Below are 13,707 nucleotides of genomic sequence, written 5' to 3'. Positions count from 1 at the left end.
TTACCAAATACTGACAAAAAACTTTTATTTCTCGATTTTTTTTCGTCTATTAGCTGACACCTGATTTAAAGGTACAGTTTTTGCAAATTCCTCACTAATTACTTAAATTTACTTCAGTATAGAAAGGGCAATTTTATGGATGATAATTTTTCGCCAAGAGTCAAAGATGTAATAACCTACAGCAAGGAGGAAGCACTTCGGCTGGGGCACGACTTCATTGGCACAGAGCACCTGATGTTAGGCATTCTCAGAGATGGCCAGGGCAAAGCCATAACCATTCTCAACAGCATATCGGTAGATCTAGAACATCTTCGAAAAAAAGTAGAAATACTTAGTCCGGCTAATCCCACTGCCGAGCGAAATAACGAAAAGAAGAACCTGCATCTTACCCGCCAGGCAGAAAGGGCGCTACGTACTACATTTCTGGAAGCCAAGGTATTTCAAAGCAGTAGTATAAGTACAGCGCACCTGCTTTTATGCATACTGCGCAATGAGAATGACCCTACAACAAAGCTCTTGAACAAGCTTAAAATTGATTACGAAACCGTTAAAGAAAAGTTCATTAGCATGACAACAAACGAAGAAGACTTTATGGAAAACCTGCCAAAGGCAGAATCCTACAACGACGATTCCGGACAAGATGACAGCCTTCGTGGCGACGGTGGCTTCAGTAACCCATCTGCCGGAACAAATAAGGCAAACAAAAAGTCGAAAACACCTGTACTGGATAACTTCGGGCGCGATCTTACAGAACTTGCCGAAGAAGGCAAACTAGACCCTGTAGTAGGCCGCGAAAAGGAAATTGAGCGCGTAAGCCAAATCCTTAGCCGTCGTAAAAAGAATAATCCACTTCTTATAGGAGAACCGGGTGTGGGTAAATCTGCTATTGCCGAAGGCCTTGCATTGCGCATTATTCAGAAAAAAGTATCGCGTATTCTATTCAACAAACGTGTGGTTACCCTTGACCTTGCCAGCTTAGTTGCAGGCACTAAATACCGCGGCCAGTTTGAAGAGCGCATGAAAGCTGTAATGAACGAGCTGGAAAAGAACGACGATATTATTCTTTTCATTGACGAAATCCACACTATAGTGGGCGCAGGTGGTGCTACAGGCTCGCTTGATGCCAGCAATATGTTTAAGCCGGCTCTTGCCCGTGGCGAAATTCAATGTATTGGTGCTACAACGCTGGACGAGTACAGGCAATACATAGAAAAAGATGGTGCTCTTGAAAGACGTTTCCAAAAAGTTATGGTAGAGCCTACCAGTGTCCCTGAAACTATTACCATACTGAACAACATTAAAAATAAATACGAAGATCACCACAACGTTATCTATACACCTGAAGCTATTGAGGCTTGTGTTAAGTTAACAGACAGGTATATGAGCGAGCGCTTTTTACCGGACAAGGCTATTGACGCTTTGGACGAAGCAGGAAGCCGCGTTCACATTACAAATATTGATGTTCCTAAACAAATACTTGATTTAGAACGTCAGCTTGAAGAAGTGCGTGAACTTAAAAACAGCGTTGTTAAAAAACAGAAATACGAGGAGGCTGCCAAGCTTCGTGACGACGAAAAACGAATTGAAAAAGAACTTGCCATAGCCCAGGAGCAGTGGGAAGAAGATTCTAAAAACAATCGTGTAACTGTTACTGAAGATAATGTGGCTGACGTTGTTAGTATGATGACAGGCATACCTGTAAATCGTATTGCGCAAACTGAAAGCAACAAGTTAGCTAAACTACCGGAACTGATTAAAGGTAAGGTAATTGGGCAAGATGAAGCGGTTCAAAAAATTGCTAAATCTATCCAGCGTAACCGTGCAGGCCTTAAAGATCCGAACAAGCCTATAGGCTCGTTTATTTTCCTGGGTCAAACCGGTGTTGGTAAAACGCAGCTGGCTAAAGTTATTGCTAAGGAGCTTTTTGATAGCGAAGACGCCCTTATACGAATCGATATGAGCGAGTATATGGAAAAATTCGCTATATCTCGCCTTGTAGGAGCACCTCCGGGGTACGTAGGTTACGAAGAAGGCGGACAGCTTACCGAAAAGGTACGACGTAAGCCGTATGCGGTTGTGTTATTAGATGAGATTGAGAAAGCCCACCCGGATGTATTTAACATGATGCTTCAGGTGCTGGACGATGGTTTCCTTACAGATAGCTTGGGACGCAAGATTGATTTTAAAAACACCATTATCATCATGACATCTAACGTAGGTGCGCGTCAGCTTAAAGATTTCGGTCAGGGTGTTGGTTTTGGTACCTCGGCAAAAGTTATGCAAGCAGACGAACACAGCAAAGGCGTAATTGAAGCTGCGCTTAAAAAGACATTTGCTCCTGAGTTCATTAACAGGATAGATGATATTATTGTATTTAACCCTCTTGAAAAAGAGCATATCGATAAAATCATTACTATAGAACTTGAGAAACTTTATTCGAGAGTAAAAGACCTTGGTTATAATATTCAACTTAGCGAAAAAGCTAAAGATTTTATTGCAGACAAAGGTTTTGACAAGCAATATGGTGCGAGGCCACTGAAACGTGCCATACAGAAATATGTTGAAGACGTTTTAGCAGAAGAAATTATTACTTCTAAGATTTCTGCCGGAGATGAGATTTTTATGGATCTTGAAGATGGTGCTTCAGAGTTAGTAGTTACGATACGCAAAGCAGAAAATCCTGCCAGCTAAACTACATCTGTCATAATAATATATCCCTGTCATTGTTAATGGCAGGGATTTTTATTTATACCTAAGTACGAACAGCCATCATTATCAAATTTAATAACGAAAAAAATTCTGATTTAAATTGTTGATACTACAAAAACTACATCGATTTTTTACGAAAATATACCCCTGATTTTTCGGTACATTTCGCTATATTTGCGAGCCTTTATCTGTTGTTTAAACACAATTAAACAAAGGCAACTTTTTAAGCACAAACAAACATTAAATAACGTATTAACAATCAGCTTCATTGGTTCATTTTCCCAATGAAGTTTTAAACATTCAGAAGATGTCCGATAAATCAAAAATTTACTACACGATAACGGATGAAGCCCCAATGCTGGCTACACACTCATTTTTGCCTATCGTGCAGGCATTTGCCTCAACTGCAGGAATAAATGTAGAAACCAGGGATATTTCGCTGGCAGGAAGAATCCTGGCCAACTTTCCTGAAAATTTAACCGACGCTCAAAAAATAGGCGACGCGCTTACAGAACTGGGCGATCTTGCTAATACACCGGAAGCTAATATTATAAAGCTTCCAAACATATCTGCATCTGTACCACAACTTAAAGCAGCAATAAAAGAACTTCAGGAACAGGGCTTTAATGTGCCAAACTATCCTGAAGATGCACAAACCGATGAAGAAAAGGCTGTTAAAGCGAAATATGCAAAAGTATTAGGATCTGCAGTTAACCCGGTTTTACGCGAAGGAAATTCAGACCGCCGTGCTCCAAAAGCGGTGAAAAATTACGCTAAAGCGCATCCGCACTCTATGGGTCCATGGACTTCAGATAGCAAAACGCATGTTGCAAGTATGCAGGACGGAGACTTTTACGGCAGTGAAAAATCTGTTACTGTAAGTGCAGCAACTGATGTTAAAATAGAGTTTACAAGTGCCGATGGTAGCGTTAATGTATTAAAAGCTTCTACCCCACTTAAAGCTGGCGAGATTATAGACAGTTCTGTAATGAACCTGGCCAAACTTAAAGCGTTTGTTTCTAAAGAAATTGAAGATGCAAAAGCAAAAGACGTACTGTTTTCTGTACACCTGAAAGCTACCATGATGAAGGTTTCAGACCCTATCATTTTTGGCGCTATTGTAGAAGTTTTCTATAAAGACGTTTTTGAAAAATATGCTGATTTGTTTAAGCAACTTGGTGTAGATACACGTAATGGTCTTGGAGATGTATATGCTAAAATTGCAGGTACTCCGCAAGAAGCGGAAGTTAAAGCCGCTATTGAAGCTGTTTATACTACTGCTCCTGCCCTTGCCTACGTAAACTCAGACCAGGGTATTACTAACCTGCATGTACCAAGCGATGTTATTGTAGATGCTTCTATGCCTGCCATGATACGTACAAGCGGACAGATGTGGAATGTAGAAGGTAAACAACAAGATACTAAAGCTATTATACCAGACAGGTCTTACAGCGGCATTTACACAGCTACAATAGACTTTTGTAAGCAACACGGTGCGTTTAACCCTGCCACTATGGGTAGCGTTCCAAACGTGGGGCTTATGGCGCAAAAAGCGGAAGAATACGGATCTCATGACAAAACATTCCAGGCTACTGCAAATGGTGTTATTAAAGTAATAGATAATAACAACGGTACCGTATATATGGAACAGCCTGTAGAGGCCGGCGATATTTTCAGGATGTGCCAAACCAAAGATGCTCCTATTCAGGACTGGGTAAAACTTGCCGTAAACCGCGCAAGGTTGAGCAATACCCCAGCTGTATTTTGGTTAGATGAAAACCGTGCACACGATCGTGAACTTATAGCTAAAGTTAAAACTTACCTTAACGACCACGACCTTACAGGGCTTGACATACAAATTCTTGATCCTATAGCAGCTACTAAATTCTCACTGGAGCGTATTAAAGATGGTAAAGACACTATTTCTGTAACCGGTAACGTGCTACGTGATTATCTTACAGACCTGTTCCCTATCCTTGAACTTGGTACATCAGCTAAAATGCTTTCTATTGTTCCGCTAATGAACGGTGGTGGTTTATTTGAAACGGGCGCAGGCGGATCTGCTCCTAAGCACGTGCAGCAATTTGTAGAAGAAGGCTACCTGCGTTGGGATTCACTAGGTGAGTTCCTTGCTCTTGGTGTTTCGCTTGAGCACCTAGGCCAGACTCAGGACAATGCTAAATCACTTGTACTTAGTGAGGCGCTTGATGCTGCAAATGAAAAATTCCTTGAAAACGATAAGTCTCCTGCACGCCGTGTAGGCCAGATAGACAACCGTGGCTCTCACTTCTATCTCGCACTTTACTGGGCGCAGGCACTTGCAGCACAAGACAAAGATGCGGAGCTTAAAGCTATATTTACACCTATTGCCGCAGAGCTTACGGAAAATGAAGCAAAAATTGACGCTGAATTAATTGCCGCACAAGGTAAAGCACAGGAAATAGGCGGTTATTACCACCCGGACTATGCTAAAACCGACGCAGCAATGAGACCAAGCGCTACGCTTAATGCTATACTTGCTAAACTTGCTTAATCACTTAATGCAATATATTGATAGGCCATCCTTTACGGGATGGCTTTTTTATTAAATTTGTTTAGTAATTAAATAAGTTGCTATTCAATGTAAAATAAAAATTACTGCATAAAAAAAGAACTGCCTTTTGAGCAGTTCTTCCTAGTATATTAAATATCTGAAGTGTAAACTACTTTACTTCTTCAAAATCTACGTCCTGTACATTATCTCCAGCTTCTGCTGCCTGAGGTTCTGCCTGTTGGCCTCCACCTTGTGCAGTTTCTGCCTGAGCTTTGTAAAGTTCTTCTGATGCATTTTTCCAAGCCTCATTGATTTGATCAAGTGCAGGTTGAATAGTTGCAGCGTCTTTACTTTCGTACGCTTTTTTCAGGCTTTCAAGAGCTGCTTCAATAGTAGACTTGTTTCCGGCAGAAAGCTTATCACCAAACTCAGTAAGTTGTTTTTCCGTTTGGAAAATCATAGCATCGGCTTCGTTTAGTTTTTCAGCCTTTTCTTTTGCAGCTCTATCAGCATCGGCGTTTGCTTCTGCTTCACGACGCATCCTTTCTATTTCTTCCGGAGTAAGACCTGAAGATGCTTCGATACGGATATCGTGAGATTTTCCTGTACCTTTATCTGTAGCAGATACCTTTATAATACCGTTTGCATCAATATCAAAGGTAACTTCTATCTGAGGCACACCCCTTTGTGCTGGTGGAATACCATCTAAGTGGAAACGGCCTATAGTTTTATTGTCGTTAGCCATTGGCCTTTCTCCCTGTAGCACGTGGATTTCTACGCTTGGCTGATTATCGGCAGCAGTAGAGAACACTTGCGATTTTTTGGTAGGAATAGTAGTGTTAGCTTCGATAAGCTTGGTCATTACACCACCCATAGTTTCTATACCAAGAGAAAGTGGCGTTACGTCAAGAAGCAGTACATCTTTAACATCACCTGTAAGTACACCACCCTGAATAGCAGCACCTATAGCCACAACTTCGTCTGGGTTAACACCTTTTGAAGGTTTTTTGCCAAAGAATTTCTCCACCTCTTCCTGTATACGTGGTATACGTGTAGAACCACCTACAAGGATAACCTCGTCTATATCAGATGTTTTAAGTCCTGCATCTTGTAGCGCTTTAGCAACCGGTTTCATAGAACGTTGCACAAGCTCATCTGCAAGTTGCTCAAACTTAGCACGTGTAAGTGTTTTTACTAGGTGTTTAGGGCCCGATGCTGTAGCTGTAACATATGGCAGGTTAATTTCAGTTTGTGCAGATGCAGAAAGTTCAATCTTAGCTTTTTCAGCAGCTTCTTTTAAACGCTGAAGCGCCATAGGATCTTTACGTAAGTCTACACCTTCTTCGCTATTAAACTCATTAGCTAACCAGTCTATGATTACCTGGTCAAAGTCATCACCACCAAGGTGGGTATCACCGTTTGTAGAAAGTACTTCAAATACACCATCACCAAGTTCAAGGATAGAGATGTCAAAAGTACCACCACCTAAATCGTATACTGCAATTTTCTGGTCTTTACCAGCCTTATCAAGACCGTAAGCCAAAGCAGCCGCAGTGGGTTCATTAATAATCCTTCTTACTTTAAGGCCTGCAATTTCACCGGCTTCTTTAGTAGCCTGGCGTTGTGCATCGTTAAAATATGCAGGAACTGTAATAACAGCCTCTGTTACTGTTTGTCCAAGGTAGTCTTCAGCAGTTTTTTTCATCTTCTGAAGCGTCATAGCGCTAAGCTCTTGCGGAGTATAAAGGCGGCCATCTATATCTACACGAGGGGTATCGTTATCACCTTTTACAACTTTATAAGCTACGGTGCTCGCCTCTTTGTTGCTTTCTGAGTATTTATTACCCATAAAACGCTTAATTGAAGCAATGGTTTTTGTAGGGTTAGTTACTGCCTGCCTTTTAGCCGGATCACCAACCTTAATTTCACCACCTTCTACAAAAGCGATAACAGATGGTGTAGTTCTTTTTCCTTCAGCATTTGCAATAACTACCGGTTCGCCACCTTCCATTACGGCTACACAGGAGTTAGTTGTTCCTAAGTCGATTCCGATTATTTTACTCATTTTTGTTATAGTTATATTTTTACTTGTTATTAGTTACTCTGTTTATGTTCACGCTATCAGTTAGTCAATGATTATGCCACAACAAGAAAGTACGGCAATTTTCCACCTTGCATGACAACATGACACTTTTAATGATGAAAATCATATGGCAGATTATATAAATAAAAACGTATGGATAGAATTTATTTAATAAATTTGGTAATAACCTTTATAAAAGTCAGCAAATTAACCTATAAAAATTATGTCATTAACAAAAAAAATTAAATATAAATATATAGCGTTTGGTGCTGGCAACTTTGCAGTTATTGTAGGGCTTCTTGTTATTTTTGGTTGGTATACCGGCAACTGGCAGTTAAAATCTGTTGTCAGCGGATATACTTCAATGAAGTTTAATACAGCACTATGTATAATTTTTCTCGGAAAGTCACTAATATTAAATAGCGTCCACTTTTTTAGAAAGCTCTACGTCATATCGTTGGCATGTACAGTGCTTACAATGATAATTTCTTTTTACACGCTGCTGGAAATGTTTAATGTAGTTGGATTTTCTATAGATAATCTCTTTGTACCCGACCGTGACATTATTAATCCAGGAGCTTCTCCCGGTAGAATGTCTGCCATTACAGCTACCAGTATATTGGTAACGGGTGTAGCCTTCTTATTTATTCCTGTCTATAACATAAGGTTACAAAAAATTGGGCAGTATATGCTACATACAGTATCAGTAATAACATTTGTTGTAATTCTGGGTTACCTGTTTAATGTAGAGCCTTTATATAGTTTTAATATTAGTACACCAATGGCATTACATACTGCAATATGTTTACATTTGGTGTCCTCCGGAGCCAGTCTGATTAACTATAAGCTTGGAATAACGGGACTTTTTACAGGCGATCAGATTGGAAATATTTTAGCTCGTAATTTGTTTTTCAAAATTACAATAGCAATGATTGTTATTAGCTATCTGGACATTTATGTAGAAAAATACCGTATTTTAAACACAGGCGTTGGTTCGGCAATATTTTCTGTAGCAGTTATGGTACTGAGCTTTATTTTTATTTGGGAAACGTCTAAAAATGTAAATAACCTGCAGCAAAAAAAAGATCTGATAAATGATCGGCTAAATTTAATTTTTGAAGCGTTGCCTAACGCTCTTGTAATGGGGAACAGCGAAGGTAAGATTATACTAGTAAATAGGGAAACTGAAAAAATGTTTGGCTATAAACGAGAGGAATTACTAGGCAAAGAACTCGAAATCTTGCTCCCACAGAGGCTGCATGCCGCGCACCCAGGAAAAATGAGGCGTTTTTTCGTTAATCCTTTTTCCAGATATTTTGGCTCCAACGCTAATTTATATGCCAGACGAAAGAATGGTGAGGAATTTCCTATTGAAATTGGCCTTACACCTCTAAAAACAGAAGATGGATTAGTAGGTTTGGCATCGGTGGTGGATATTACCGACCGCAAGACAAGCGAAAAAATTATACAGCAACAACTAAGGGAACTCAAGATAAAAAATCAGGAAATGGAGCAGTTTAACTATATTGCTTCACACGATTTACAAGAACCGCTGCGTACCGTAGCTAACTACATAACTCTTTTAGAGGAAGACTATCCTAATGAAATAGAAGGCGAAATTTCAGAACATCTAAGCGCTATGAAGCATGCTACCACGCGCATGAGCCGACTTATAAAAAACCTACTGGATTATGGATTACTTGGCCGTAACAAATCATTAAATCTTACAGATGTTAATCACACATTAGACGATGTTAAGGCAGACCTGAATAGCCTGGTTAAGAAAACAAATAGTGTGATTATTACAGCTACTTCATTACCTACAATATTTGTTTACGAAACAGAACTGCGGCAACTACTGCAAAACCTGATAAACAACGCTATTAAATTTAGAAAAAAAGATACTGCCCCTGTTATTTATATAGGCCATGATTTAAAGGACAACGTATACGAGTTTTATGTTAAAGACAACGGTATTGGCATTGAAGAAAAGCACGCTCTTACCATTTTTAACATCTTTCAACGACTAAACCGCGAGGAGGAATATGACGGGTACGGTGTGGGATTAGCAAATTGTAAAAAGATTGTAGAAATGCATGGAGGAAAAATATGGGTAGAGTCTAATGGTGATGGAAGTACTTTTAAATTCACAATTCCTATCTTAAAACCATAATCCTATTCGCATGATTTTCTTTTCAAATTCTCAAGTTAAATTTGCGTTTTTGCCAGTACATTTTTAATTTTACTACTATCTTGAAGGTAATCCAAACTAAAAAAACTAAACCGCGAAGGCCATGATACAATGTATAATGCTTATTGACGACAATAAAACAGATAATTTTTTTCACGAGAGAGCCATTAAAAAATTTAACCCTGGCATAGAAATTATAACGTATCTATCTGCAAATGATGCGTTAGAACACCTTAATAGCGATACAAAAGTACCTGACGTGATTTTTCTAGATATTAATATGCCCGGAATGACCGGATGGGAATTTTTAGAGGAATATAATAAAATATCTCACGGAAAACCTAAAAGCCTTATTATAACCATGCTAAGCACATCTGAAAATCCGGATGACATGGGGAAAGCTAAAAATTATGGGGTGTTTTTTAAAAGCAAACCACTAACACTGGAAATGCTTTCTGAAACTGCAGATCATTACAGGGCTTTTAGGGAAGCCCTGTAATGGGTTATATTAGATTTACTTATACGCGGTTGTAATACATTGCTTTTACAATACCATCACTTAATCCTATTTTAGGTACAAATATATTACGGGCACCACTCCATTTCATTGCATTAAGATAGATGCGTGTAGCGTGGATAATTACGTCTGCACGATCGGGATTAAGCTCCAGGTCAGTAATTCGCTGTTCATAGGTAAGACTGTTGAGCATCTGATACTGGCTATGCAAATAAAAATAAGAAAGTGGCTTATCCTGCTTTTTCCCAGAAAGTTTAAACAACTTATTAATATTACCTCCGGAACCTATAAGGCTAAGATTTTCATACGGCTCTGTTACTGCTTTAATCCATTTTTCTATTTCTTGCCAAACCACCTCATTAACCATGTTGTTAAGCAGGCGTACGGTGCCGTTTTTAAATGACTTTGATGCCACTATTTTACCATCGGCAAATAATGAAAACTCTGTGCTTCCGCCACCAACATCAACAAACAGATAGTTTTGACCCGGTTTAAAAAACTCATGTAAATCAGTACTGGCAATTATTGCCGCTTCCTTTTTACCGTCTATAATATCTATTTTAATATCGGCTTCACGGGCTATTATATCTGCCACTTCCTGGCCGTTATAAGCCTCACGCATGGCAGAAGTGGCACAAGCCATGTAGCGCTCCACTTTATGAACCTTCATAAGCAGCTTGTAAGCTTTCATGGCATCTACCATGCGCTCTATATTTTCCTCAGTGATTTCACCCACGGTAAAGGCATCTTGTCCTAAACGTATGGGTACACGCACTAAAGACGCTTTATTAAATTGTGTTTCCTTATCTGGTGCTACAACAATATTAGTAACAAGTAATCTCATGGCATTAGAGCCAATATCTATTGCTGCATATTTCTTTAATTCAATCATTCGTTATATAAAACTCGTGTTTTAGTTGTTTTCGGTAGTGGCATCATCTGATTTAACCACTTCCGCATGTTCGCCGTCCGGACTTACAGTTTCGTATATTACTTCAAGCTTATTACGATAGTAGTTATAGGTTTCAAGCTGTGCCCTGAATGGTTTGGCATTAGACTTTTTACGGTACTTGTTCTCCATCTTTTCGCTATGGATGCGTGCTTTTACGTTGCCTTTCCAACCAATTTCAAACGTATCAAGCAACTCCTTTTTTATCTCTTCGTCATAAATCGGGCAAGTTACTTCCACGCGCGAATCCAGGTTTCGTGTCATAAAGTCAGCCGATGAAATATAAATATCAGGATTACCGTCGTTGGCAAAAATATAAATCCTGGGGTGTTCCAGGTAATTATCTACTATGCTAATCGCTTCAATGTTTTCACTCATGCCCGGTATGCCCGGGATAAGACAACACATACCTCTTATAATCATCTGGATTTTAACCCCTTCCCTACTGGCTTCATATAGCTTATCTATCATACGGAAATCAGTAAGACTGTTCATTTTAAGCTTTATGTATGCAGGTTTACCCGCTATGGCGTTCAGGATTTCACGATCTATAAGTTTGTAGAACTTATTACGGGTGTAATGTGGCGAAACTATAAGATGCTTATAGCGGTATAGACGATAGTTAACATCAAAAAAGTCAAATATCTTACCTACTTCTTTTAATATTTGTGTATGGGCCGTAAACAGGGTAACATCAGTATACACCTTTGCGGTACTTTCGTTAAAGTTACCGGTAGATATAAAACCATAACGTTTTACTTTACCACTTTCCATACGTTCTATCATACATATTTTACTATGTATTTTCAGCCCTTTAACGCCAAATATAAGGTTGATGCCTTCAGTTTGCATCATTTCGGCGTAGGTTATATTACTGGCCTCATCAAAACGTGCCTGTAATTCTATTTGCACGGTAACTTTCTTGCCATTTTTTACAGCATTTATAAGCGAGCTGATAATCTGCGAATTTTTAGCAAGCCTGTACAGCGTAATTTTTATACTGATAACTTTAGGGTCCAGCGCTGCTTCCCTAAGAAATTTAATTACATAAGAGTATGACTGGTACGGAGCATACAGCAGATAATCTTTCTTTTTAATGCGTTGCAGTATGCTGCCCTCCATGGTAAGCCCGTTTACAGGCAATGGAGGATTTTGCTGGTATACTAGGTCGGCACGCCCCAGAGTAGGGAAATCCATATAGTCACGGCGGTTGTGGTAGCGCCCACCAGGGATAATACTGTCTGTAGCATCAATCTTTAAACGATCCAGGAAAAATGCCAATGTATCTTCCTCAATGGCCACATCATAAACAAAACGTACGGGTTCGCCTATACGCCTGTCTTTAACGCCGGTCCATATTTTTTCCATCAAACTTTTGGTTTGATCAGTATCGAGTTCCAGCTGGGCATCACGCGTAATTTTAATCATGTGTGCGGAGATGCTCTCATACTTAAATATGTTGAAAATATTACTCAGGTTAAACCTTATAACATCGTCAAGCATTATTATGTACTGCTTTTCTTTAATAGCTGGTAATATTACAAACCTCCCTATACTTCTGGGCATTTCTATAAGTGCGTACCTTACGCGCTTTTCATCGCCCTCTTTCTTAGCCTTCATTACCATTTTTACAGCAAGGTAACCTGCCGTATCTCTTAACAACGGAAATTCTTCAAGGTCATTAAGTATAATGGTAACGAGTTCGTTACTTACCTTTTGTATGAAATAGTCTTTTACAAAAAGTTCCTGCTCCCGGTTTAGCTGTGTTTCATTCACCATAAAGATGTTTTCTTTCTCCAGCTCTTTTTCTATCCGGCTCAGTATACGTAGGCTTTCGCTTTGCTGCTCAATTACAATTTCGGTAATTTCACCAAGCAGTTTATGGGCAGAATCAGTAAGAGGTAACTCTTCACTGGTAATGCCCTCGAGGCTTAAACGGCGTATAGCCGCATAGCGCACACGAAAAAACTCGTCGAAATTATTTGAAAATATTCCTAAAAACCGAAGCCTGTCTAATAGCGGCACGGTTTCGTCTGCTGCTTCCTGTAATACACGGGCATTAAATGCCAGCCAACTTTTTTCCCTGTCTATATACCGGTTAACCGGTGAATGATGGATCATATTTTTTTAATTCTCTTGGAAAAATTAGCACATCTGTCGAACCTTTTTTAAGGTTTTCCCATTCGCTAATATCAAACGAAAGGGAAACAAATCCCGCAGTAGGCACATTTTCTACCACGCGATTCCCAAAGGTATTAACAAAATTAGTAATAGCGTCATTATGTCCAAAAAGAATTAGGTTATCAAATTGGTTATCGCAGGATTTAACAATTTTTGCAAGGGTGTGTGCATCGAAAGTATATAAATCATCCCTGAAATTAATTGATTCTATAGGGATAGCAAGTGTTTCGGCAAATATATAGGCGGTATTCCTTGCCCTTACGGCGGTGCTGCTCCATACCACAAACGATTCCGGCAGGTGCGATATCACCTCTGTAGCTACCCTATGGGCGTCTTGTATACCTCTTTTACTGAGTGGCCTGTCTTTATCTACTAAAGGTGCATCCCAACTTGATTTGGCGTGGCGAATTAATATTAGGGTTTTCATAAGCGGAGTTTTAAAATCTGTTCTTTTAAATGTACAAAATTTTATAAACCGTTAAAAGAACCACCGTTAATTTGCTCTTAAAAAATCACATATACATTTAGCACCCTAAGAAAGATA

Annotated in this window: 8 protein-coding genes; 4 read left to right on the top strand and 4 right to left on the bottom strand. The window is 39.4% G+C overall.

Translation table 11 applies throughout. The annotated features are described in order from the left end of the window. The first annotated feature begins 135 nt into the window (after positions 1 to 135). Positions 136 to 2,691 carry an ATP-dependent Clp protease ATP-binding subunit gene (locus ACLI08_RS09620; RefSeq protein ID WP_411428271.1) on the top strand — a complete coding sequence of 852 codons (2,556 nt, stop codon included), beginning with the start codon at positions 136 to 138 and terminating at the stop codon, positions 2,689 to 2,691. Positions 2,692 to 3,016: 325 nt separating this feature from the next. Beyond that, positions 3,017 to 5,242, top strand: a complete 2,226-nt coding sequence (locus ACLI08_RS09615; protein WP_411428270.1) for an NADP-dependent isocitrate dehydrogenase — start codon at positions 3,017 to 3,019, stop codon at positions 5,240 to 5,242. Positions 5,243 to 5,411: 169 nt separating this feature from the next. Here ACLI08_RS09615 and dnaK read toward each other — a convergent pair whose 3' ends face one another. After that, a complete protein-coding gene (gene dnaK / locus ACLI08_RS09610) occupies positions 5,412 to 7,307 on the bottom strand; it encodes a molecular chaperone DnaK (protein ID WP_411428269.1) in 1,896 nt (631 codons plus the stop codon). 241 nt (positions 7,308 to 7,548) lie between these two features. Here dnaK and ACLI08_RS09605 point away from each other — a divergent pair, with 241 nt between their 5' ends. Together ACLI08_RS09605 and ACLI08_RS09600 are read left to right on the top strand one after the other, a co-directional pair. Further along, a complete protein-coding gene (locus ACLI08_RS09605) occupies positions 7,549 to 9,498 on the top strand; it encodes a sensor histidine kinase (RefSeq protein WP_411428268.1) in 1,950 nt (649 codons plus the stop codon). A gap of 121 nt (positions 9,499 to 9,619) precedes the next feature. Continuing rightward, positions 9,620 to 10,015 (top strand): response regulator, encoded by a 396-nt coding sequence (locus ACLI08_RS09600; protein WP_411428267.1) that lies wholly within the window; start codon positions 9,620 to 9,622, stop codon positions 10,013 to 10,015. 19 nt (positions 10,016 to 10,034) lie between these two features. Here ACLI08_RS09600 and ACLI08_RS09595 read toward each other — a convergent pair whose 3' ends face one another. The 3 genes from ACLI08_RS09595 to ACLI08_RS09585 are packed head-to-tail and all read right to left on the bottom strand — an operon-like array spanning position 10,035 to position 13,590. Continuing rightward, positions 10,035 to 10,925: a Ppx/GppA phosphatase family protein gene (locus tag ACLI08_RS09595; RefSeq protein WP_411428266.1), complete on the bottom strand. Its 891-nt coding sequence runs from the start codon at positions 10,923 to 10,925 to the stop codon at positions 10,035 to 10,037. 21 nt (positions 10,926 to 10,946) lie between these two features. Further along, entirely contained in the window at positions 10,947 to 13,103 is a 2,157-nt protein-coding gene (gene ppk1, locus ACLI08_RS09590) for a polyphosphate kinase 1 (RefSeq protein WP_411428265.1), read from the bottom strand. Beyond that, the gene (locus tag ACLI08_RS09585) at positions 13,081 to 13,590 is read right to left on the bottom strand and encodes a SixA phosphatase family protein (RefSeq protein WP_411428264.1); all 510 of its coding nucleotides are present in this window, start codon (positions 13,588 to 13,590) and stop codon (positions 13,081 to 13,083) included. Before ACLI08_RS09585 ends, ppk1 begins: the two co-directional genes overlap by 23 nt. Positions 13,591 to 13,707: the final 117 nt, after the last annotated feature.

It is taken from the genome of Flavobacterium sp. RNTU_13, from assembly GCF_046614455.1.
Classification (GTDB): domain Bacteria; phylum Bacteroidota; class Bacteroidia; order Flavobacteriales; family Flavobacteriaceae; genus Flavobacterium.
Note: the sequence above shows the minus strand (reverse complement) of the source record. Positions and strands in the feature narration are given on the sequence as shown.